The organism is Phytopseudomonas daroniae (assembly GCF_004327275.1).
Lineage (GTDB): Bacteria > Pseudomonadota > Gammaproteobacteria > Pseudomonadales > Pseudomonadaceae > Aquipseudomonas > Aquipseudomonas daroniae.
Genome location: NZ_QJUJ01000009.1, coordinates 84907 through 107196, shown reverse-complemented (window position 1 = coordinate 107196; position 22290 = coordinate 84907). Strand labels below are relative to the sequence as shown.

Annotated in this window: 25 protein-coding genes; 6 read left to right on the top strand and 19 right to left on the bottom strand. The window is 62.2% G+C overall.

Annotation, left to right across the window (positions count from 1 at the left end; translation table 11 throughout):
* Nucleotides 1–8: 8 nt before the first annotated feature.
* A complete protein-coding gene (locus tag DNK10_RS19615; protein WP_131192722.1) occupies nucleotides 9–755 on the bottom strand; it encodes a sulfite exporter TauE/SafE family protein in 747 nt (248 codons plus the stop codon).
* 88 nt (nucleotides 756–843) lie between these two features.
* Between DNK10_RS19615 and DNK10_RS19610 the strand changes: the two genes are divergently transcribed.
* Complete coding sequence (locus DNK10_RS19610; protein ID WP_131192721.1) at nucleotides 844–1746, top strand: LysR family transcriptional regulator; 903 nt, start codon at nucleotides 844–846, stop codon at nucleotides 1744–1746.
* 165 nt (nucleotides 1747–1911) lie between these two features.
* Here the strand turns inward: DNK10_RS19610 and DNK10_RS19605 are convergent, their stop codons facing one another.
* Both DNK10_RS19605 and DNK10_RS19600 read right to left on the bottom strand, forming a co-directional pair.
* Nucleotides 1912–2841 carry an electron transfer flavoprotein subunit alpha/FixB family protein gene (locus DNK10_RS19605; protein WP_131192720.1) on the bottom strand — a complete coding sequence of 310 codons (930 nt, stop codon included), beginning with the start codon at nucleotides 2839–2841 and terminating at the stop codon, nucleotides 1912–1914.
* Entirely contained in the window at nucleotides 2842–3591 is a 750-nt protein-coding gene (locus tag DNK10_RS19600; protein WP_131192719.1) for an electron transfer flavoprotein subunit beta/FixA family protein, read from the bottom strand.
* A 320-nt stretch (nucleotides 3592–3911) separates the two neighbouring features.
* Here DNK10_RS19600 and DNK10_RS19595 point away from each other — a divergent pair, with 320 nt between their 5' ends.
* On the top strand, nucleotides 3912–5576 hold the full coding sequence (locus tag DNK10_RS19595) for an electron transfer flavoprotein-ubiquinone oxidoreductase (RefSeq protein WP_131192718.1): 1665 nt from the start codon (nucleotides 3912–3914) through the stop codon (nucleotides 5574–5576).
* A 54-nt stretch (nucleotides 5577–5630) separates the two neighbouring features.
* On the opposite strand, the gene DNK10_RS19590 is transcribed toward DNK10_RS19595, so the two are convergent.
* From DNK10_RS19590 to DNK10_RS19580, 3 genes are all read right to left on the bottom strand, one after another.
* On the bottom strand, nucleotides 5631–6197 hold the full coding sequence (locus tag DNK10_RS19590) for a DUF1285 domain-containing protein (RefSeq protein WP_131192717.1): 567 nt from the start codon (nucleotides 6195–6197) through the stop codon (nucleotides 5631–5633).
* Nucleotides 6198–6249: 52 nt separating this feature from the next.
* Nucleotides 6250–6855 carry a DUF4823 domain-containing protein gene (locus DNK10_RS19585; RefSeq protein WP_131192716.1) on the bottom strand — a complete coding sequence of 202 codons (606 nt, stop codon included), beginning with the start codon at nucleotides 6853–6855 and terminating at the stop codon, nucleotides 6250–6252.
* A gap of 106 nt (nucleotides 6856–6961) precedes the next feature.
* Nucleotides 6962–7600, bottom strand: coding sequence for a TetR/AcrR family transcriptional regulator (locus DNK10_RS19580; RefSeq protein ID WP_131180419.1), 639 nt, complete (start codon nucleotides 7598–7600; stop codon nucleotides 6962–6964).
* A 74-nt stretch (nucleotides 7601–7674) separates the two neighbouring features.
* Here DNK10_RS19580 and DNK10_RS19575 point away from each other — a divergent pair, with 74 nt between their 5' ends.
* On the top strand, nucleotides 7675–8808 hold the full coding sequence (locus DNK10_RS19575; protein ID WP_131192715.1) for an aminotransferase class V-fold PLP-dependent enzyme: 1134 nt from the start codon (nucleotides 7675–7677) through the stop codon (nucleotides 8806–8808).
* A 302-nt stretch (nucleotides 8809–9110) separates the two neighbouring features.
* Here DNK10_RS19575 and DNK10_RS19570 read toward each other — a convergent pair whose 3' ends face one another.
* The 13 genes from DNK10_RS19570 to DNK10_RS19510 all read right to left on the bottom strand — a co-directional run bounded on the left by DNK10_RS19570 (nucleotide 9111) and on the right by DNK10_RS19510 (nucleotide 19280).
* A complete protein-coding gene (locus DNK10_RS19570; protein WP_131192714.1) occupies nucleotides 9111–9893 on the bottom strand; it encodes a TatD family hydrolase in 783 nt (260 codons plus the stop codon).
* A gap of 82 nt (nucleotides 9894–9975) precedes the next feature.
* Nucleotides 9976–10332, bottom strand: a complete 357-nt coding sequence (locus DNK10_RS19565; RefSeq protein WP_131180422.1) for a PilZ domain-containing protein — start codon at nucleotides 10330–10332, stop codon at nucleotides 9976–9978.
* Between the two features lie 34 nt (nucleotides 10333–10366).
* Complete coding sequence (locus tag DNK10_RS19560) at nucleotides 10367–11353, bottom strand: DNA polymerase III subunit delta' (RefSeq protein WP_131192713.1); 987 nt, start codon at nucleotides 11351–11353, stop codon at nucleotides 10367–10369.
* Nucleotides 11346–11978 (bottom strand): dTMP kinase, encoded by a 633-nt coding sequence (gene tmk, locus DNK10_RS19555; protein ID WP_131192712.1) that lies wholly within the window; start codon nucleotides 11976–11978, stop codon nucleotides 11346–11348. Before tmk ends, DNK10_RS19560 begins: the two co-directional genes overlap by 8 nt.
* Nucleotides 11975–13036: an endolytic transglycosylase MltG gene (mltG, locus tag DNK10_RS19550; protein ID WP_131192711.1), complete on the bottom strand. Its 1062-nt coding sequence runs from the start codon at nucleotides 13034–13036 to the stop codon at nucleotides 11975–11977. The genes tmk and mltG overlap by 4 nt, the downstream gene beginning before the upstream one ends.
* 3 nt (nucleotides 13037–13039) lie before the next feature.
* Nucleotides 13040–13852, bottom strand: a complete 813-nt coding sequence (pabC, locus tag DNK10_RS19545; RefSeq protein WP_131192710.1) for an aminodeoxychorismate lyase — start codon at nucleotides 13850–13852, stop codon at nucleotides 13040–13042.
* Nucleotides 13852–15096 carry a beta-ketoacyl-ACP synthase II gene (fabF, locus tag DNK10_RS19540; protein WP_131192709.1) on the bottom strand — a complete coding sequence of 415 codons (1245 nt, stop codon included), beginning with the start codon at nucleotides 15094–15096 and terminating at the stop codon, nucleotides 13852–13854. Before fabF ends, pabC begins: the two co-directional genes overlap by 1 nt.
* A 217-nt stretch (nucleotides 15097–15313) precedes the next feature.
* Complete coding sequence (gene acpP, locus DNK10_RS19535; RefSeq protein ID WP_003245177.1) at nucleotides 15314–15550, bottom strand: acyl carrier protein; 237 nt, start codon at nucleotides 15548–15550, stop codon at nucleotides 15314–15316.
* 191 nt (nucleotides 15551–15741) lie between these two features.
* Nucleotides 15742–16485: a 3-oxoacyl-ACP reductase FabG gene (gene fabG, locus DNK10_RS19530; protein ID WP_042556697.1), complete on the bottom strand. Its 744-nt coding sequence runs from the start codon at nucleotides 16483–16485 to the stop codon at nucleotides 15742–15744.
* A 14-nt stretch (nucleotides 16486–16499) separates the two neighbouring features.
* The gene (gene fabD / locus DNK10_RS19525; protein ID WP_131192708.1) at nucleotides 16500–17438 is read right to left on the bottom strand and encodes an ACP S-malonyltransferase; all 939 of its coding nucleotides are present in this window, start codon (nucleotides 17436–17438) and stop codon (nucleotides 16500–16502) included.
* A gap of 105 nt (nucleotides 17439–17543) precedes the next feature.
* A complete protein-coding gene (gene plsX, locus DNK10_RS19520) occupies nucleotides 17544–18554 on the bottom strand; it encodes a phosphate acyltransferase PlsX (protein ID WP_131180430.1) in 1011 nt (336 codons plus the stop codon).
* A gap of 3 nt (nucleotides 18555–18557) precedes the next feature.
* The gene (rpmF, locus tag DNK10_RS19515; protein ID WP_025167420.1) at nucleotides 18558–18740 is read right to left on the bottom strand and encodes a 50S ribosomal protein L32; all 183 of its coding nucleotides are present in this window, start codon (nucleotides 18738–18740) and stop codon (nucleotides 18558–18560) included.
* Nucleotides 18741–18752: 12 nt separating this feature from the next.
* On the bottom strand, nucleotides 18753–19280 hold the full coding sequence (locus DNK10_RS19510; protein WP_131180431.1) for a YceD family protein: 528 nt from the start codon (nucleotides 19278–19280) through the stop codon (nucleotides 18753–18755).
* A gap of 111 nt (nucleotides 19281–19391) precedes the next feature.
* On the opposite strand from DNK10_RS19510, the gene DNK10_RS19505 reads away from it, so the two are divergent.
* From DNK10_RS19505 to DNK10_RS19495, 3 genes are all read left to right on the top strand, one after another.
* Nucleotides 19392–19970, top strand: a complete 579-nt coding sequence (locus DNK10_RS19505) for a Maf family protein (RefSeq protein ID WP_131180432.1) — start codon at nucleotides 19392–19394, stop codon at nucleotides 19968–19970.
* Nucleotides 19971–20245: 275 nt separating this feature from the next.
* Nucleotides 20246–21190, top strand: a complete 945-nt coding sequence (locus DNK10_RS19500; protein ID WP_425273872.1) for an aliphatic sulfonate ABC transporter substrate-binding protein — start codon at nucleotides 20246–20248, stop codon at nucleotides 21188–21190.
* Nucleotides 21191–21289: 99 nt separating this feature from the next.
* Nucleotides 21290–22213: a sulfurtransferase gene (locus DNK10_RS19495; RefSeq protein ID WP_131192706.1), complete on the top strand. Its 924-nt coding sequence runs from the start codon at nucleotides 21290–21292 to the stop codon at nucleotides 22211–22213.
* Nucleotides 22214–22290 lie beyond the last annotated feature (77 nt).

Sequence of the window (22290 nt, the reverse complement as noted above, 5' to 3'; positions counted from 1 at the left end):
CCCGGGCTTCAAAAGAAAGGTCTCGAGATAAGTTCGAGCCCCAGCACCATCAGAAACCATAGAAAGAACAGACGGAAATGCCTGGTGCTGAGTCGGGTACGAATCGCCTGCCCCAACCACATACCCAGCAATGCCGGCACCACGGCCAGCGAAGACAGCCCCAGTTGATCCACGCGAAAGGCTCCCTGCAGTAGCAAGCCGCCAGCCAACGCCAGGGTGGAAACCGTGAAAGACAGGCCGAGCGCCTGCACCAACTCGTCCTTGCCCAGGCGCAAGGCCTGCAGATAGGGAACCGCCGGCATCACGAACACACCGGTGGCCCCCGTGATCAGCCCGGTGACGATGCCCACCAGGGGCGACAGCCTCGCTTCCCATCGCGCAGGCACCGACACGACCGGAGACACCAGGGCATAGCTGGCGTAGGCCAGCAGCGCGCACCCCAGCCCGAACGCAGACCAGGACGGATCGACCCGCACCAGCAATGCCGTGCTGCTCAAGGTGCCCACCAGGATACCCAGCGCCATCGGCCACAAGCGGCGGAACAAACTCGCCGTCGCCGGCCCCGCCAGGCACTGCCAGACATTGGTGACCAGCGATGGAATCACTAGCAGGGCCGCTGCCGCTACCGGCGACATGAGCGTCACCAGCAGGCCCATGGCGACGGTGGGCAGACCCATGCCGGTCACGCCCTTGACCATTCCGGCCACGAGGAAGATCAGTATCAGCGGCAACAACAGGGATAAGGATTCAGTCATGCAGCCATTTGGCCCGTGAACCTGCCTTGCCACAATCTGGATGTTTCATCGTATCCTTCGGTTTTACCGAAGGCTATGGAGTGCTGACATGCGCCCGGATCTGGCAGACCTGCGTCTGTTCATCTGCGTAGTAGAAGCCGGCAGCATCACCCGGGGCGCAGCCCTGGCCAACCTGGCGCTAGCCTCGGCAAGCGAGCGCCTGCGCAATCTGGAGCGCGATGCAGGTGTGCCATTGCTGCTGCGTCTGCCGCGGGGCGTAACACCGACCGAAGCCGGCGAGGCCCTGGCTCACCATGCGCGCCTGATCCTCAACCAGCAGTCGCTGCTCCAGGGTGAATTACGCGATTTCGCCAGCGGAGCACGCGGCACGCTCCACCTGTATGCCAACACCGCTGCACTGACCGATTTTCTGCCGCCCCGGCTGGCCCCATGGCTGGCCCAGCGCAAGGGCCTGCACCTCGAACTCAAGGAGCGCACCAGCACCGACATCGTCAGACTCATCTGCAACGGCCTTGCCGAGGCAGGCATCGTGTCCGACGCAATAGAGGCGCATGGCCTGAACATGCAGCCCGTGGCCAAGGATCATCTGGTACTGATCGTGCCGGCCGGGCACCGCCTGGCCGGTCATGGCGCGCTGCGTCTGGCCGACGTGCTCGACGAGCCCTTTGTCGGACTCGCTGCGGGCAATGCGCTGCAGGATCACATCATCGATCACGCTCGCTCGGCGGGTCGCGGGCTGACACTGCGCATCCGTATGAAAACCTTCGAAGGCTTGTGCCAGATGGTGGCCCATGGCGTCGGCCTGGGCATCGTCCCCCAGGGCATCGCCAACCGCTACCGACGGCGCCACGGCTACCGGATAGTGGCCCTGAGCGATGGTTGGGCACGCCGCCAGCTCTGTCTGTGCTTCAGTCAATGGCAGGCGTTGTCCACTCCCATGCGCAGCCTGCTCCTGCACCTTGGTGCCGATCCAGAGAACGATCAGGTCTGACCGAGGGCAATTTTTGGCGGCGCTCGCGACGGCTCGCAGGCAATAAAAAATGGCCGGGAGCCATTTTTAACGTCGCCTGCGACGACCCAAAGGGTGGCCGCCAGGGATGGCAGGCCATAAAAAACCCGCTCAAGCGAGCGGGTTTTCGTGGCTGCAGACGCTGGATCAGACCAGCTTTTCCAGCTCCGGTACAGCTTCGAACAGATCGGCTACCAGGCCATAGTCGGCAACCTGGAAGATCGGCGCTTCTTCATCCTTGTTGATCGCGACGATCACCTTGGAGTCCTTCATACCAGCCAGGTGCTGGATGGCACCGCTGATGCCGACCGCGATGTACAGCTGCGGCGCGACGATCTTGCCGGTCTGGCCGACCTGCATGTCGTTCGGCACGAAACCGGCGTCGACCGCGGCACGCGAGGCACCGACCGCTGCGCCGAGCTTGTCGGCCAGGGTGTACAGGTGCTTGAAGTTGTCGCCGTTCTGCATGCCGCGACCACCGGAAACCACGATCTTGGCAGCGGTCAGTTCCGGACGATCGGACTTGGCCAGCTCTTCACCGACGAACGCCGACTTGCCGGCATCGCCGCCCGCCGAAACGTTTTCGATGGCAGCCGAGCCGCCTTCGGCCGCCACGGCGTCGAAACCGGTGGCACGCACGGTGATCACTTTCACTGCAGCGGAAGACTGCACGGTAGCGATGGCGTTACCGGCATAGATCGGACGCTTGAAGGTGTCCGGGCTCTCGACGGAGACGATCTCGGAGATCTGGTCGACATCCAGCTGCGCAGCGACGCGCGGCAGGATGTTCTTGCCGTTGCTGGTAGCGGCCGCCAGGATGTGGCTGTATGCCTTGCCCAGCTCGACCACCAGCGGTGCGACGTTTTCCGGCAGTTGGTGGGCGAAAGCGGCATTGTCGGCGACCAGCACCTTGGTGACGCCAGCGATCTTGGCGGCAGCTTCAGCGGCAGCGCCAACTCCTTGGCCGGCGACCAGCACGTGGATGTCACCACCGATGGCTTGGGCGGCAGCGACGGTGTTGAGGGTGGCTGGTGCCAGCGCGGAATTGGTGTGTTCAGCGATAACCAGGATAGTCATTTAGATCACCTTCGCTTCGGTTTTCAGTTTCTCGACCAGTTCGGCAACCGACTTGACCTTGATACCCGCACCGCGTGCAGCTGGAGCTTCGACCTTGATGGTCTTGACGGTGGAGGCAGTGGAAACGCCCAACGCGTCAGGGGTCAGGGTTTCCAGCGGCTTCTTCTTGGCCTTCATGATGTTCGGCAGCGAGGCATAACGCGGCTCGTTCAGGCGCAGGTCGGTGGTGACGATGGCCGGCAGATTCAGCGCGACGGTTTGCAGACCGCCGTCGATCTCGCGGGTGACGTTGACCTTGTCGCCGCTGACTTCCACCTTGGAGGCGAAGGTGCCCTGGGCGTAACCAGTCAGCGCAGCCAGCATCTGGCCGGTCTGGTTGTTGTCGCTGTCGATGGCCTGCTTGCCCAGAATGACAAGCTGCGGCTGCTCCTTGTCGACCACTGCCTTGAGCAGCTTGGCGACCGCCAGGGAGTTCAGCTCTTCGGCCGACTCGACCAGAACGGCGCGATCGGCGCCCAGTGCCAGGGCGGTACGCAGTTGCTCCTGCGCCTGGGTCGGGCCGATCGACACGACCACGATTTCGCTGGCGACGCCCTTCTCTTTCAGGCGCACGGCTTCTTCAACGGCGATCTCGCAGAAAGGGTTCATCGACATCTTGACGTTGGCAAGATCGACGCCGCTGTTGTCCGGCTTGACGCGAACCTTGACGTTGTAATCGACCACTCGTTTGACAGCTACAAGAACCTTCATGGATTCCTCGTTACTCTCCGGTGAATAGGAATGTCGCCAGAAGCGAGCATGCGGGTGATGCAGACAAGCAGAACGCAAACACCATAGCCCAGGCGGCGAGCGCAAAACCGCCCGTATCTTGACCGTACCACCTGGCTCGGTCAATACGCTTTGGCTGCGAGCCATTCGTGTTGTAGTCGGATTCTAGCAGGCCTACAGAAAATTCAAACAAACGTTTGTATTGGCCGTAATCCAGGCTGGCTATATACTGCGCCAGCGTGCTTTGGGAAGGATGCCGGCCCGCCATGAAAAATTAGAGAGCCTTGATGAGGAGATAGCCCGTGGAACGCGAATTTATGGAGTTCGACGTCGTCATCGTCGGCGCCGGCCCTGCCGGCCTGTCCGCCGCTTGCCGTCTGAAGCAGAAGGCCGCCGAGGCTGGCCAGGAAATCAGCGTTTGCGTGGTCGAGAAAGGCTCCGAAGTGGGTGCCCACATCCTTTCCGGCGCTGTTTTCGAACCGCGAGCCCTGGACGAACTGTTCCCCGACTGGAAGGAACTGGGTGCGCCGCTGAATACGCCGGTCAAAGGCGACGACATCTATGTTCTTAGAGATGCCGACAGCTCCGTCAAGGTTCCGGGCTTCTTCGTGCCCAAGACCATGCACAATGAAGGCAACTATATCATCTCCCTCGGCAATCTGTGCCGCTGGCTGGCCCAGCAGGCCGAGAATCTCGGCGTGGAAATCTACCCGGGCTTCGCCGCCCAGGAAGCGCTGATCGATGAAAGTGGCGTGGTGCGCGGTATCGTCACCGGCGATCTGGGCGTCGACCGCGAAGGCAATCCCAAGGAAGGCTACTTCACCCCCGGCATGGAGCTGCGTGCCAAGTACACGCTGTTCGCCGAGGGTTGCCGTGGCCATATCGGCAAGCAACTGATCAAGAAGTATCAGCTCGATGACGAAGCCGACGCCCAGCACTATGGCATCGGTATCAAGGAAATCTGGGACATCGATCCAAGCAAGCACCAACAGGGCCTGGTGGTGCATACCGCCGGCTGGCCGCTGGACGTCTTCGGCACGGAAAACACCGGCGGTTCCTTCCTCTATCACCTGGAGAACAACCAGGTAGTGGTCGGCCTGATCGTCGATCTGTCCTACGCCAACCCACATCTGTCTCCGTTCGACGAGTTCCAGCGTCTCAAGCACCACCCGGTGTTCAAGCAGCACCTGGAAGGCGGCAAGCGTGTCGCCTACGGCGCTCGCGCCATCACCAAGGGCGGCCTCAACTCACTGCCGAAGATGGTATTCCCCGGTGGCGCGCTGATCGGCTGTGAGCTCGGCACCCTGAACTTCGCCAAGATCAAAGGCAGCCACACTGCCATGAAGTCCGGCATGCTGGCCGCTGAAGCCATCGCCGAAGCCCTGGCCGCTGGCCGTGAGGGTGGTGATGAGCTGGGCAGTTATGTCGAGGCCTTCAAAGCCAGCTGGCTGTACGACGAACTGCTGCGCAGCCGCAACTTCGGCGCGGCGATCCACAAGTACGGTGCCGTGGTCGGTGGCGGCATCAACTGGGTCGACCAGAACCTGTTTGGCGGCAAGCTGCCCTTCACCCTGCACGACAACAAACCGGACTATGCCTGCCTGAAGCCTGCGGCAGAGAGCAGGAAGATCGATTATCCGAAACCGGACGGCAAGCTCAGCTTCGACAAACTGAGTTCGGTGTTTCTCTCCAACACCAACCATGAGGAAGAGCAGCCCTGCCACCTCAAGCTGGCCGACCCGAGCATTCCGATCGACAAGAACCTGCCGCTGTACGATGAGCCGGCGCAGCGCTATTGCCCGGCCGGCGTGTATGAAGTGGTCGCCAACGACGACGGCAGCAAGCGCTTCCAGATCAACGCGCAGAACTGCGTGCACTGCAAGACCTGCGACATCAAGGATCCAGCCCAGAACATCACCTGGGTGGCGCCGGAGGGAACTGGCGGCCCCAACTACCCCAACATGTAAGTGTTGAACGCGTAAGTACTGAAAAGGCTCCCTCGGGAGCCTTTTTCATGGACGCTATTCGAGCGGCCCGATGGGAAAGAAAACCCTGCTGCTCCATACGCCGAGCCAGGTCTGGCCATCGATCTCGCGGGTTTGCGCCAGTTCGACCAGTTGATAGAAGACGTTGCGATGAATCAGCGCTTCCAGGTTGGCCCGAACGTGGATGTAGGGCGACGGTTCCTGGGTCTGCGCATCCAGCTCGACGCGCAAGAGGTGCTCGTCACCCGCCTCGACCTCGTCACCGACGTTGGTGACGAAACGCAGCACCTGTTCCTCGCCCTGCCCTGCCGCCTGTACAGATACAGCCACGAAAGGCGCGTCCTCGACCTTGATGCCAACCTTCTCCACGGGCGTGACCAGAAAGTAGTCCTCGCCATCGCGGCGAATGATCGTCGAGAACAACCGCACCATGGCCGGTCGGCCGATAGGCGTGCCCATGTAGAACCATGAGCCGTCACGGGCGATACGCATATCGATATCGCCGCAGAAATCGGGATTCCACAGATGCACCGGCGGCATGCCCTTGCTGCCCGCTGGCGGAATCTGCGCCAGCAGATCACCAGCCTTGTCGCTTTCGCTCATTACCTTTCCTCACGCCCACTCAAGCCCTGCGGAGCACCAGGTGGCAGTGCCCTCAACGGCTAAATCCCAGAAGTGTACGCGCATAATCCTCGAGCGGCGCCCTGATCAGATCCTCGGGCCTGGCATCGTAGAACGTCAGGAATCCGCCACGGCTGCGAATCCGCGCCGAGTCCACCAAGTAGCGGGTGTTGGTTTCGATCAGCATCAGTTGCAACACGCTGCGGTCGGTTCCGAGCCGGTCGAAGGCCTCCTCATCCTCCCACTCCGCCATGGTGCCGATGCGGTCGTCGGCGTAGGCGAAGCGAGTGTAGAGCAGGTAATGGGCACCAGCGGCACGCGCCTCACCGAGTGCTTCTTCCAGGCCGATGGGCGCCTTGGCCCGACGCACCATGGGGAAGTATTCGACGAAGCCCCGGAACGCTTCCTCGGCCACCACATTGGGCCTCGGATAGGCGTGCTTGCCGCTTGGCACGAAGTGGCCCTGGGCGATATAGATGAACGAATCGCCCTGCAGCCGCCAGGACGCCGAGCGTCGTACCTTGCTGTGATCCAGCACGCCCGCATCACGCAGGTGATAGGTGACGCCATCGGCCATGTCGCTGACATTCATGCAGCCAGCCAGGCTCAGCAACACGGCCGCGACGAACAGATTACGCATGTGAACTCTCCCGACACCGGCGACGGAAAACCGGCGAATGACTGTTCCAAGCAGGTTTCGCGCCAGGCGCCCACTCACGGCCCGAATGGGGCCGCGAATCAGCGGCTCAGGTGGGAGGCGTCTCGCTATCGCGCTTGCGCTTGTTGCCCATGCGCACGCCGATATCCATCAGAAACTGGAAGAAGCCTTCCTGATCTTCCAGCACGTTGCTCCAGAACGGCGAGTGATAGAGCGCCACGGCCCCATGCACCAGCGCCCAGGCGGCGCAGTAATGGAAGTACGGCGGTACGTCCTCGAGCTTGCCTTCGGCGATGCGACCCTTGATCAGTTGGGTGAGACGCTCGAAGTTGGAGGCGCGGATGCTATGCAGGTGCTCGACCAGATCGGGTACCTGATTACCCTTGACCACCTTCTCTTCCAGGCGATCGAACAGCCGGTAACGCTGCGGGTCACGCATGCGGAATTCGAAATAGGCTCGCGACAGCGCTTCCTTGTCACGGTCGATATCGGACGAATGCAGCAATTCGTTCAGATCACGCTCGTAGTCGAGCATCAGCCGCAGGTAGATTTCCGCCTTCGACTTGAAATGCTTGTAGATGGTGCCTTTGCCGATACCCACGGCGTCGGCGATCATCTCCACGGTCACGCTGTCCTCACCCTGCTCGAGGAAGAGTTTCAGGGCGATGTCGAGAATCTCCTGCTCGCGGCGGCGAAACTCACGGATCTTGCGGGGTTCTTTCTGCATAAGGAAATGACAAGGTCGAAATTCAAGTCCGGTATTATGCCTAACTAACGCCAAATTGCACGGATCACGCGCTCATGAATGCCATCATCGACGAGTTTCCCCAACCGGCCGATCTCTACTACCTGAACCACGCTGCAGTTGCCCCCTGGCCGGCACGCACCGCACGGGCCGTGGAGCGCTTCGCCCGAGAGAACATCACCACGGGTGCCCGCGACTATTCGCAATGGCTGGAAACAGAACGCCGCCTGCGCGAACGCCTGGCGCGCCTTCTGAATGCCTCATCGCGGGCCGATATCGCGCTGGTCAAGAACACCTCGGAAGCGCTGTCGTTCGTGGCCTTTGGCCTGGACTGGCGCGAAGGCGACCAGATCATCATCAGTGACGAGGAATTCCCCTCCAACAGAATCGTCTGGGAGGCCCTGCGCCCGCGAGGCGTGGAAGTGCTGCAGGTGAACCTGCAGGGCGGCGATGCCGAAGGCGCCCTGCTCGCTGCCTGCACGCCACGTACTCGGCTGATGGCGATCAGTGCAGTGCAATACGCCAGCGGCTTGCGTCTGGATCTCGAACGCCTCGGTACAGGTTGCGAGCAGCGCGGCGTCCTGCTGTGCGTCGATGCCATCCAGCAATTGGGCGCCTTGGGCATGGACGTGCAAAGCAGCCGCTGCGCCTTTGCCATGGCCGACGGCCACAAGTGGTTGCTCGGCCCAGAAGGCCTGGGCGTGTTCTATTGCCGACAGGATCTGCGTGAACGACTGACCTTGCACGAGTACGGCTGGCACATGCTCGAACACGCCGGCGACTATGACCGCGACGACTGGCAGCCCGCCCGCAGCGCCAGGCGCTTCGAATGCGGCAGCCCCAACATGCTCGGCGCCATGGCGCTGGAAGCGAGCCTGTCGCTGCTCGAAGAGGTCGGCATGCCGCAGGTCGAACAGGCCCTGCATGAGCGCGTGCAGTGGCTGCTCGACGGTCTGCAGGACATCGCTGGAGTACAACTGCGCAGCGTCATCGAGCGTGAGAAGCGCGCCGGTATCCTCACCTTTTCCCTGGACGGCTGGGACAATCGCGCCCTGCATGAGCGCCTGAAGGCCGAGCAGATCATCTGTGCTCAGCGCGGCGGCGGCATTCGCCTCTCACCGCATTTCTACACCGAGCCGCGAATCATCGAACATACACTGAGGCTGCTGCGGCAATTCGCCAGCGAATGAGCACTCAGCAGCGGGAAAAGTATTCCAAATCCGTTTAAAGCCGAGGATGGACGTCTGCCGCCCATGGCCAATACTTCTAGATACCGGTGCGGCATATCCCCCAAGTGTCGCAGCGGCCGGAGTGCCGAGGATCGCGCACTCCGCTTGACTCCTAATGGTCTTGACCCGGATTCCGCCCCGAAACCGGGTTTTTTTTGTGCCCCGCCATCCCTGGCGGGCACCCTGCGGGCCGTCGCAAGCGACGTCAAAAATCGCTCCCGGCGATTTTTGACCGCCGAATGCAGGTTGGGCTCAGCAGGCGCTCAGGCGACCCGAGCGAGAGGAAATAGCCGTTTGAAGTTCTCGCCGGTCTGCCGCGCCAGTTCTTCATAGCTGACGCCGCGTAGCACGGCCAGATACTCGGCGACATCACGCACGTACTCCGGCAGGTTGGGCTTGCCGCGGTGCGGGATAGGCGCCAGATACGGCGAGTCGGTCTCGACCAACAGGCGATCGGCCGGCACCTGGCGGGCGACCTCGCGCAGCGCATCGGCATTGCGGAAGGTGACGATACCGGACAGGGAAATGTAGAAACCGATATCCAGCGCTGCCTTGGCCATCTGCCAATCTTCGGTGAAGCAGTGCAGCACGCCGGCTTGCGGCAATGCCGCCTCGCGCAGCAGCGCCAGGGTATCGGCACGGGCTTCGCGGGTGTGCACGATTACCGGCTTGCCGGTGATCTGCGCAGCCTGCAGGTGCAGGCGAAAGGCTTCTTGCTGCAACTCGGCAGCTTCCGGCTCGTAGTGGTAATCCAGGCCCGTCTCGCCAATGGCGACCACGCCAGGGTGATCCAGCTCGGCAAGCAACCAGTCCAGTGCCGGTGCGCTACCCGGCTCGAGATCGAGCGGGTGGATACCAACCGAGCAATCGACGTCGGCGTAACGTTGCGCCAGGTCGCGAACAGTGGCCGCGTTATCGGCACTTACCCCGATACAGAGGAAATGGCCGACGCCGCGTGCGCGTGCGGCAGCCAGCGCTTCGTCCAGCGAACCGCCACGGGCGGCCAGGTCGAGGCGATCGAGGTGGCAGTGGGAATCTATAAGCATGGGGTAAAGCCTCAAGCGGCAAGCATCGAGCCGCAAGCAAGTCGCTACTTACTTGTCGCTCGCGGCTGGTAGCTTGCAGCGCTTACATCGTATGAGTGGGACGATCTGACTTGAGGGCGCCGGCCAGATAGGTTTCGATCTTGTTGCGTGCGGTGTTGTCACCCTCGTTGAACTGCACGCCCACGCCTGCAGCGCGGTTGCCCTGGGCACCTTTGGGGGTGATCCACACCACCCTGCCGGCGACCGGAATCTTTTCCGGCTCGTCCATCAGATTGAGGAGCATGAACACTTCATCGCCGAGCTTGTAGCTCTTGTTCGTGGGAATGAACAGGCCGCCGTTCTTGATGAAAGGCATGTAGGCGGCATAGAGCACAGATTTGTCCTTGATGGTCAGGGACAGAATGCCGTTACGGGGCCCCAGATTCGGTGGCAAGCTCATGCATGATTCCTGATGTCGTGACGTGGGCTCGATTCTAGCCCGGTCCAGGCAGGCTTGCCCACTGAACCAGTAAGGCTTCGAGAAGCAGCACACGGTTGAGGTTGGCCTTGCCCAGCACTTTCTGACGCTGTTGCAGCAGCCACTCCTGAATTTGCAGTACTTTGCCCTGCGGCGCCTTCTGGGCCAGGTATTGCACGACCTTGCCCATATCCGCCGGGCCAAGGCCCTGCTCGTCACGCGTCAGCTGATAACGCAGGATCAAATGCGCCCAGTCGCAGAACCAGTCGAACAGCAGCGGCAAGGGCACAACATTCCAGCTCTCGGTCAGCTGGCTGGCGGAAATCTGCTGCTTGTGCAGCTTCTTCACACCCTCGGCAACCAGAGCACGCTGTTCGCGCACGCCTTGTGCCTGCAGCCTGACCGCCGCGAGTGGCGATCCAGCAGCCAGGTACAGCAACTCGCGGACTTCCTGCTCGGAACTATCGGGCAGCGCCTCGCTCAGCCACTGCAGGCTCACCGCCTCGCTGGGCAAGGGGCAGGCCTGCTGCACGCAGCGGCTCTTGATGGTTGGCAGCAGGCGACTCGGCTGATGGCTGATCAACAACAGCACGGTGTCGCCCGATGGCTCCTCCAGGCTCTTGAGCAGCGCGTTGGCAGCATTCAGGTTCATTGCCTCGGTGGGCTCGATCAGGATCACCTTGCGCCCACCCAACTGAGCCGTCTGCACCACGAAGTTGACCAGCGCACGCACCTGATCGACCTTGATCGGCTTGTCGACCTCTTCCGGTTCGAGCACGTAGTTGTCCGGGTGACTGCCGGCAGCGAGCAGATGACAGGACTTGCACTGCCCGCAGGCCTGCAGCGCCACCGGCGATTTGCACAGCAGCAGTGCCATCAGGCGCTCGGCCAGAGCCCGCTTGCCGATGCCTGCGGGGCCGTGGAGCAGATAGGCATGGGCATGCTGGGTACGCCCGGCCAGTTGCTGCCAGAGCGAGGCCTGCCAAGGATAGACATTAGCCACGCTGCAGCTCCAACAATTGCGGCAGCAGCCCATCCAGATCACGCTGCACGGCTTCGAGCGACTGGGCGGCATCGAGAATGCGGTAGCGCACCGGCTCGGCATTGGCACGTTGCAGGTAGGTGGCGCGCACCGCTTCGAAGAAGTCGCGACCTTCCTGTTCGAAACGATCCAGGCGACCGCGTGCGGCAGCTCGCGACAGACCGACTTCCACCGGCAGATCGAACACCAGGGTCAGATCCGGGCGCAACGTCCCCTGAACGAAGTGTTCCAGCAGCGCGATGCGCTCGACATCAAGGCCGCGACCACCGCCCTGATAGGCATAGGTTGCATCGGTAAAACGGTCGCAGAGAACCACGGCGCCACGCTGCAGCGCCGGCACGATCACCCGAGCGAGATGCTGGGCGCGCGCCGCGAACACCAGCAGCAGTTCGGTATCGCTGGCCATGGGCTCTTCGCTGGGCGCCAGAAGCAGTTCGCGCACTCGCTCGGCCAGCGGCGTGCCACCGGGTTCGCGAGTCAGCAGCACATCGATCCCCTGCTCGCGCAGCCGCGCCGCCAGGTACTCCCGATTGGTGCTCTTACCTGCGCCTTCGGGGCCTTCCAGGGTGATAAACAAACCGCTCACTGGTTGTCCTCATTGTTCCGGGGGATGGGCGCCGGGCTGGAACGATAGTCCGTACGGCGCTTCAACTGATATTCGCGGACGGCACGGTTATGCGCGTCGAGGGTTTCCGAAAAGACGTGGCTGCCATCGCCGCGGGCGACGAAATACAGGGTCTTGCCGGGCTGCGGATGCAGCGCCGCGTGGATCGCCTCACGGCCGACCAACGCGATGGGCGTCGGCGGCATACCGTCGATGGTGTAGGTGTTGTAGGGCGTCGGTTCGCGCAAGTGGGAGCGGGTGATGCGCCCCTGATAGCGCTCGCCAAGTCCGAAGATCACTGTCGGGTCGGTCTGCAGGCGCATGCCGATCGCCAGGCGCCGTACGAACACACCGGCGATCTCGCCGCGCTCCTCGGGCACGCCGGTTTCCTTCTCGATCATCGAGGCCATGATCAGGGCCTCGTAGGAATCCTTGTACGGCAGGGATTCGGCGCGTTTCTGCCACTCTTCGTCGAGCACCACCTGCAGGCGCTTATGGGCCTGCCTGAGCAGATCCAGGTCGCTCATGCCGCGCACATAGCGATAGGTATCGGGGAAGAAACGGCCTTCAGGATTGACGCCAGGCTGCCCCAGCCTGGCCATGATCTCGGCGTCGCTGAGCTCGCTCAGGGTCAGCTCGAGCTTGTCCTGGCGCGCCAGGGCCGCCCGCACCTGGCGAAAGCTCCAACCCTCGACCAGGGTCAGGCTGTATTGCACCACTTCGCCGCGGCGCCACAGATCGAGCAGATCGCGCACCCGCAGGTCGGGCGTCAGGCGGTACTCACCGCTGTGCAGCGGCTGCCCCTGCAGGTTGAAGCGCCAGTACAGGCGCAACCACAGCGCGCCATCGATCACGCCGTCCGCCTCCAGGCGGTTGAGCACGCCACCAGGCGTGGCACCAGCCGGCACCTCGATCAGGCGCTCCTCACTGAGCACCAGAGGCTGCTCGAGGGCGCGGTGCTGTTGCCAGGCGACAAAACCCAGGGTGAGGCCGGCCAGCACCACGGCAATTTCCAGCACTAACAGCAATTTGCGAATCACGAATCAGCAGTCCAGTAGATGACGGGCAATGGCCTGCAGTTTACGGGTGAGCGGCCCGACCGACCAGTGACGGCCCTGCAACTCACGAACCGGCCATACACCGTACAGGCTGTTGCAGAGAAAGACTTCGTCTGCGGCCAGCAGCTCGTCCAATTCGATATCGCGCACCTGGCAGGCGATACCCAAGGCTTGCGCCTGTTCCAGCAGCTCCGCGCGCATCACCCCGGCCACGCCGCAGCGCGACAGCTCAGGCGTTGACAGCACACCATCACGAACCGAAAACAGATTGCTGAACACGCCTTCGACCACCCGCCCCGACACATCGCGCATCAATCCTTCGGCGTGCTCGGCGTCCTGCCACTCGGCACGGGCCAGCACTTGCTCCAGGCGATTGAGATGCTTGAGACCGGCGAGCAGCGGTTGCTCGGCCAGGCGTGTTTCACAGGGGAACAGGCGGATGCCGGTTTCGCCATGCTGCGGCGGGTAAGCCGGCATGGCGCCAGCCTGAAGAATGCGCCGCGGCGCCCCGACCGACGGCGCGTAACCTCGCTGGCCATCACCGCGGGTGACGATCAGCTTGGCAACGCCCTGCCCCAGCTCGGCGCAGAAAGCCAGCAACTCGCTGCGCAGTTGAGCCGCATCCAGACCGATACGCAGCCGAGCACAACCCGCGGTTACCCGCGCCAGGTGGCGCTCGAGCAGCACGGGCCGGCCGCCCTGCACCGCCATGGTTTCGAACAGGCCGTCACCGTAGGCCAGGCCGCGATCCACGAGGGGCAGCGACGTGGCCAGCCGGCCATCGACCCAGGTGAGCATCAACCAGCGTACCGGCGAAATACCAGCGAGCCGTTGGTACCACCGAATCCGAAGGAGTTGGACAGTGCCACCTCGATCGGCATTTTGCGCGCTTCGTGCGGCACGAAATCCAGGTCACACCCTTCGTCCGGCTCGTCCAGGTTGATGGTCGGCGGCGCCACCTGATCACGCAGCGCCAGCACGCTGAAGATCGCCTCCACCGCCCCTGCAGCACCCAGCAGGTGGCCGGTCATCGATTTGGTCGAGCTGACCGCGAGGGCATGAGCGTGATCGCCGAATACCGCCTTGATCGCCGCCACTTCGGCCTTGTCGCCAGCCGACGTCGATGTGCCGTGGGCATTGATGTACTGCACCTCCGACGGCTCGATGCCGGCATCGCGCAGCGCGTTGGTCATGCAGCGGGCTGCACCGGCACCGTCTTCGGGTGGCGAGGTCATGTGGAACGCATCGCCACTCATGCCGAAACCGATCAGCTCGGCGTAGATGGTGGCGCCACGCGCCTTGGCGTGCTCCAGCTCTTCGAGCACCAGCGCACCGGCACCATCGGACAGCACGAAGCCGTCACGGCCTTTGTCCCACGGGCGGCTCGCCTTGGCTGGCTCGTCATTGCGGGTGGACATGGCGCGCGCCGCGCCGAAGCCGCCCAGGCCCAGACCGCAGGCCGCCATCTCAGCGCCACCGGCGATCATCACGTCAGCCTCGCCATAGGCGATGTTGCGAGCGGCCATGCCGATACAGTGAGTACCGGTGGTGCATGCGGTGGCGATGGCGTAGTTGGGCCCCTGCAGACCGAGGTGGATCGACAGGAAACCGGAAATCATGTTGATGATCGAGCCCGGCACGAAGAACGGCGAAATACGCCGTGGCCCCTGATCAAACAGCGACTTGCAGTTGTTCTCGATGTTGGTCAGGCCGCCGATGCCGGAGCCCATGGCCACACCGATACGATCACGGTTGGCATCCGTGACTTCCAGGCCGGAATCACGGGCCGCCTGAAAGCAGGCAGCCAGGCCGTACTGAATGAATAGGTCGAGCTTGCGCGCCTCTTTGGCGGACAGATACGGCTCGACATCGAAATTCTTTACCGAGCCACCAATGCGGGTGGAATAGGCGGAAAGATCCATGTGTTCGATCAGACCGATGCCACTGCGGCCGGCCAGAATGCCCTGCCAGCTGCTCGGCACATCGTTACCCAGTGGCGACAACATGCCCATACCGGTAACCACGACGCGTCTACGCGACACAGCAATCTCCTCTTATCAGGTTTTTCGACGCCTTGATGCACCTGGCAAGCCATTGCCCAGGCAGATTGATCATCCGGCGATTGACTCGAGGTGTAATTTCACCCGAGCAGACAGACGCCGTCGGCGCGTCTCTTACATCTCTACAGCGAACCGTCAAAGAAAAGCCGCACGCCTTTGCAGACGTGCGGCTTTTCCGATTCGGGAAGCGACGAACTGCTTATTGCGCGTGCGCAGTAACGTAGTCGATTGCTTCCTGAACAGTGGTGATCTTCTCGGCTTGCTCGTCCGGGATCTCGGTCTCGAATTCTTCTTCGAGAGCCATCACCAGCTCAACGGTGTCAAGAGAGTCGGCACCCAGGTCTTCAACGAAGGAAGCGCTGTTGGTTACTTCTTCTTCCTTCACGCCCAGTTGCTCGGCAACGATTTTCTTGACGCGTTCTTCGATGGTGCTCACGTGTTGTCACTCCTATTGGACAAATCCAGCCAGCTGGTTGTGCCGGCAAGTGTATAGAAAGGGTTTTCGGCTTTTCAAGCTGAAAGCCAATGGCGCCCACGGAAATACGTCAACGGTCTCATTTTCAAACCTGCGATTTTGCCACGAAGTTTGAATGGATCGAAGACGTTCGCCGACGGCAGCACCCATATTCAGCTCATGTACATCCCACCGTTCACAGGGATAGTAGCCCCTGTGACGTAAGCTGCACCATCGGAAGCGAGGAAAGAAACCACGTTAGCGATCTCTTGCGCCTGCCCCAGACGGCCCAGCGGAATCTGTGTCAGCAGCGCTTCACGCTGTGCTTCCGGCAATTCACGGGTCATATCGGTATCGATGAAACCCGGTGCCACGGCATTCACGGTAATCGAACGCGAACCGACCTCTCGGGCCAGCGCACGACCGAAACCTTCGAGACCAGCCTTGGCCGCGGCGTAATTCACCTGGCCGGCGTTGCCCATGGCACCCACCACCGAACCGATGTTGATGATACGCCCGAAACGCGCCTTGGTCATGCCGCGCAGCACAGCCTTCGACAAACGATAAAGGCTGTTGAGGTTGGTATCGATGACGTCATACCACTCATCGTCTTTCATGCGCAGCATCAGGTTGTCGCGGGTGATACCGGCATTGTTGACCAGAACCAGCACCTGACCGAAATCCTTCTGGATCTTCTCCAGGGTGGCGGCGACGGACTCATCGTTGCTCACGTTGAGCATCAGGCCAGTGCCTTCGATGCCGTTTTCCTTGAGGGTGGCGGCGATGCGCTCGGCACCTGCCTCGGACGTAGCGGTACCGATGACCACGGCACCCTGACGACCCAGCTCCAGGGCGATGGCCTGACCAATGCCGCGGCTCGCGCCAGTGACCAGTGCAACCTTACCTTGCAGACTCATAGCATTCTCCTTGTTCAGACCAGTGCGGCGCGTGCAGCGGCAAAGGCCTCGGGGGTGTCGAGGTTGTGCGTGTTGACGCCCTTGACACAGCGCTTGTTCAGACCCGAGAGCACTTTGCCCGGGCCGCATTCGACCAGATCGGTAACGCCCTGCTCGCCAAGGCGAACCATCGACTCGACCCAGCGCACCGGGCTGTAAAGCTGAGCCAGCAGATCGCGCTTGAGGGTGTCCAGATCAGCCACCACATCGGCGCTGACGTTCTGCACCAGCGGAATCTGCGGTGCTTGCCAGGCAATGGCCGCGACGGACTCGGCGAAGCGCTCGGCAGCCGGGCGCATCAGTTCGCAGTGCGACGGCACGCTGACCGGCAACGGCAGCGCACGCTTGGCACCACGTGCCTTGCACGCCTCCACGGCGCGCGCGACGGCAGCGGCGGAACCGGCGATAACCACCTGCCCCGGCGCGTTGTAGTTAACCGCACTGACCACTTCCCCCTGGGCGGCTTCGGCGCAGGCAGCCCGCACATCGGCATCTTCCAGACCGAGAATCGCTGCCATGCCGCCCTGCCCGGCCGGTACGGCCTGCTGCATCAGCTGGCCACGCAGCTCGACCAGCTTCACCGCTTCGGCGAAACCGATGGAGCCGGCGGCGACCAGAGCGCTGTACTCACCCAGGCTGTGCCCGGCAACGAACGCCGGTCGCGCGCCGCCTTCGGCCAGCCACAGACGCCACAGGGCGATGGAGGCAGCCAGAATGGCGGGCTGGGTCTTGTCGGTCTGGTTGAGCTGCTCTTCCGGGCCTTGCTGGGTCAATGCCCACAGGTCATAACCCAGGGCGCTCGAAGCTTCGCCGAAGGTATCGAGGATCAGCGCGTGCTCTGCGCCGTGTCCGGCCAACATGGTCAGCGCTTGCGAGCCCTGACCGGGAAAGACGAATGCGAGGGATGCAGACATGTAACGGTTCCCTTAGTGATCTTCTCGTCGAAAAATTACGCTCACCATCGGCAAGCGCTCGAAAACTGACATTTTGGATGGTTGCCCATCCATAACAGTCACATATTACGGGAGTAGGTGCTTAATTCGACCACTCAGTCGCTGCGGCAAATTCTCCTGCACATCGGTCATCGCACGACGAATGGCGCTCTTTATACCATCCGGCCCGGCACTGCCGTGACTCTTCACCACGATGCCCTGCAAGCCGAGAAAACTCGCGCCATTGTGCCGCGCCGGCGCCAGCTCGCTACGCAAACGGCGCAGCAGCGGCAAAGCCAGCAGGCCCGTGATGCGCCCCAGCAGCGTGCTCCGGAACAGCGATTCGAGCCGCGACACGATCATGGCCACCAGACCCTCGCTGGACTTGAGCAGGACATTGCCGACGAAACCATCGCACACCAGCACATCGGCATCACCGCGGTACAAACCATCGCCCTCGACGAAGCCGATGTAGTTGAGGCCCTCGATGCCCTCGAGCAGCGCAGCTGCCTGCTTGACCTGCTGATTGCCCTTGGTCTCTTCGCTGCCGACGTTCAGCAGACCGACACGCGGCGCCGAGGTGCCCTGCACCTCGGCGGCCACTGCGCCCATGATCGCGAACTGGCACAGCCGCTCGGCCGTGCAGTCGACGTTGGCGCCGAGATCCAGCAAATGGCAGACGCCATTACGACTCGGAATGGCCGCGATCATCGCCGGCCGGTCGATGCCCGGCAGGGTCTTCAGCACATGCCGCGACAGAGCCATCAGCGCACCGGTGTTGCCGGCACTGACGCAGGCGTGAGCCCGTCCGTCGCGCACCACTTCGAGCGCCACACGCATGGAGGAATCCGGCTTGCCGCGCAGGGCCTGGCCTGGACGCTCGCCCATATCGATGGACTCGGCAGCATGCTCGATTCGCAGGCGCGAGTGATCGACACCGGGAATTCCAGCGATCAGGGTTTCGATAAGGGAGGCTTGGCCGACGAGAACCAGGTGCAACGAGGGGAATTCAGCCAGGCAGGCGATGCTGGCCGGAACAATGCAGTGGGGACCGAAGTCCCCACCCATTGCATCAATCGCGATGATCGGAGCGGACAAGATTTACTCGTCAGCGCCCTTGTCGATCACTTTGCGACCACGGTAAACACCTTCCGGCGATACGTGGTGGCGCAGGTGAACTTCACCGGTGCTCTTCTCAACGGACAGAGCGTTACCCTCGAGCGCGTCATGCGAACGACGCATGTCACGGGCGGAACGGGATTTTTTGTTCTGCTGAACAGCCATACTAGTAAACTCCTAAACGTTTGGGTCACGCTTTAACTGTGCCAATACACTGAACGGGTTGGACCGCGTCACCCCGTCCTCGCTCGATTCGGGCTCATCAAGACCCGCCGGCTGCTGGCAATCTTTCGGGTCATGTACCGGCACGATGGGCAAGGCGAGCAACAGCTCATCCTCGATCAAGGCCAGCAGATCCAGAGGATCTTCACCCATTTCCAGTACGTCATAGCCTTGCGGCACGGACTGGGTATTCGCGCCTTCCTTCACCACAGCGTAATCACACTCGCTGAGGATCGGTAAGGTGACCTGATCCAGACAACGCTGGCAAACCATCTTGACTTCGACCTCGAGCTGGCTGTGTATGACCACAGCATGGCGCTCGTCACGCTCGAAAGAAAACTTCGCGCGCACGCTACCGCCATTATCGGCAAGAGGATCGCAGAGCCTCGACAAATCAGCGAGCGGTAACTCACCCTGAAGGGTGGCACCACGGTCGGCGAGTTTGCGTGGATCGACGTGAGGTGGAATCGGGCCATTTGACATAGGCGCCGCATTCTATGGATGCAACCGTGCGCTGTCAAAGGAAATTCCGCCTGTCCAGCCCCTTTGCCGACGGCTAGAATTCTGCGTCCGTCCCGCACAAGGTCAACGCCGATGTCCCTCCTGGTTCTCGCCTCCAGTTCTCCCTATCGCCGTGAACTGCTGACCCGGCTGCGCCAGCCCTTCCAGTGGGCCGCGCCAAGCATCGACGAGTCCCATCGGCCCGACGAATCCGCCGAGGTTCTGGTACGCCGCCTGGCCCAGGAGAAAGCACAGGCGCTGGCCGAGCGCTTCGCGGGGCACCTGATCATCGGCTCCGACCAGGTCGCCGTGCTCGACGGGCAGATTCTCGGTAAACCCCACGATTATAAACGTGCCCACGCACAACTCAGTGCAGCCAGCGGCAAAAGCGTCACCTTTCTTACCGGTCTGGCCCTGCTCGATAGCCGCAGTGGCAGCTGTCAGGTCGACTGCATTCCTTATACGGTACATTTTCGCCCCCTGAGTGCCGAGCAGATCGAGCGCTACCTGCGGGCCGAGGAACCTTATGATTGCGCCGGCAGTTTCAAGGCCGAGGGATTGGGGATCAGCCTGTTTCGCAGCACCGAGGGCAGTGACGTCAACAGTCTGATCGGCCTGCCGCTGATCCGTCTGGTCGACATGCTGCAAGTGGCCGGCGTGCAGGTGCCCTGAAACGGTTTTTTACAACTGGTAAAACTTCCTGCCGCAACGCTTTTCTCCCCTCCATGAATGCCGGCATTGCTCCAGCTCAAGGCTTTCCGAGCAGGGCGGATGCTCGAGCCCGTGTACCTCAGCGCTTTTATCTAAGCTAATTCTTTTAAATTATTGGCTTCGTATTTTTTAGATCGCCTAGTTTGCCTCTACCGGATCACCGGACACCCTGCTGAACCCAGACAGTCCCGTGGCCCGCCTCATCGATGGCTGGCACACCATTGATGAGGCTTACCATGTCACTGCTCCGCCCCGCCCTGATCGCCGCCAGCCTGCTGCTCGCACTGCCCCAGGCCCATGCCGAACCCCTGCGCATCGGTTACCAGAAATCCTCGACCCTGATCAGTATTCTGAAAACCCAGGGCACGCTGGAAAAGGCTCTGGCCGACCAGGACATACAGATCAGCTGGCACGAATTCCCCAATGGCCAGCCCCTGCTGGAATCGCTGAACGTCGGCAATATCGACCTGTCGGCGGATGTCGCCGATACCGTGCCGGTGTTCGCTCAAGCGGCCGGCGCCGAGCTGACCTACTTCGCCCAGGAAGCACCCTCACCCGCTGCCCAGGCCGTCATCGTCCGGGAAGACTCGTCGATCCGCAGCCTGGCCGACCTCAAGGGCAAGAAGATCGCCGTCACCAAGGCCGCCGGCAGCCATTACCTGCTGATCGCCGCCCTGGCCAAAGCCGGCCTCAAGTTCAGCGACATCCAACCCGCCTACCTCACGCCCGCCGACGGCCGCGCCGCCTTCGAGAACAAGCGCGTCGACGCCTGGGTGACCTGGGAGCCCTTCCTCAGCGGTGCCCAGCAACAACTGCCGACCCGCACCCTGGCCGATGGCGAAGGCCTGGCCGACTACCAACGCTATTACCTGACCAGCACCCGTTTCGCCAAGGCCAAGCCCGAGGTACTGGAAACCGTATTCGCCGAACTGGAAAAGACTGGCGAATGGGTACGCAGCAACCCGCGTGAAGCCGCCGAATTGCTTGGCCCGCTGTGGGGCAACCTGGATCCGTCCATCGTCGAGAAAGCCAACGCACGCCGCAGCTACCAGGTGCGCGCGGTGCAGCCAGGCAGCCTGCAGGAACAGCAGAAGATCGCCGACGCCTTCTACAAGGAAGGCCTGCTGCCCGCGCCGGTCGATGCCGTGGATGTCGCCACCTGGGCGCCAGAGAAACGCTGACGCCAGGGGCGCATGACAGGGAGGGCCAGGACGATCAATAAAAACTGCCGAAGACATCGACCCAACAACGCCATTGCATCAGATGAAAAGGAGCCTCACATGCACATTCGTTCCCTGTTCGGCGCCGGCGTGATCGCCGTCGCCAGCCTGTTGTCCGCGCCCACCTGGGCCGCCAGCGAATTTCTGGTCACCACCGACTGGCTGGAAAAGAACCTCGACAATCCCAAGGTGCGCATCATCGAAGTCAGCGTGGTGCCCGGCGTTTATGAACGCGGGCATATCCCCGGCGCGGTCAACCTGGCCTGGCACAGCGACCTGGTCGACCCGGTGAAACGTGACATCGCCAGCCAGGAAGACCTGCAGAACCTGCTGCGCAAGGCCGGCGTATCAGACGACACCACCACCATTCTCTATGGCGACAACAACAACTGGTTCGCCGCCTGGGGCGCCTGGGTGTTCGATGTCTACGGCGTGGAAAACGTCAAGCTGCTCGACGGCGGGCGGGTCAAGTGGGAAGCGGAAAATCGCACCCTGAGCAACCGCGCCAGCAGCCCGGGCAACGGCAATGTCACGCTCAAGGCCGCCAACAAGGATCTGCGCGCCTTCCTGCCGGATGTACTGGCCGCCGCGGAAAAACGCAGCGACGAGCAACTGGTGGATATTCGCTCGGCCGATGAATACAACGGCAAAGTCTTCGCCCCGCAAGGCGTGCAGGAACTGGCCGTACGCGCCGGCCACATACCGGGCGCCGTGAACGTGCCCTGGGGCCAGGCGGTCGCCGCCGACGGCACCTTCAAATCCGCCGAAGAGCTGAAGAAAGTCTATGCAGCCGTGGGCATCGACGGCAGCAAGCCGATCATCACCTACTGCCGCATCGGCGAGCGCTCCAGCCACACCTGGTTCGCCCTGAAGAAGATCCTCGGCTACGACGTCCGTAACTACGATGGTTCCTGGACCGAATACGGCAATGCCGTTGGCGTACCGGTAGTCAACGTCGCCGGGACGGTCTGGGGCGGCAAATAACCTTCAAGCCACAGCGTTTCACGGGGCGGACGCACCAGGCATGGCGTCCGCCCTTTTTTGTGAGGCCACTGCCTCGG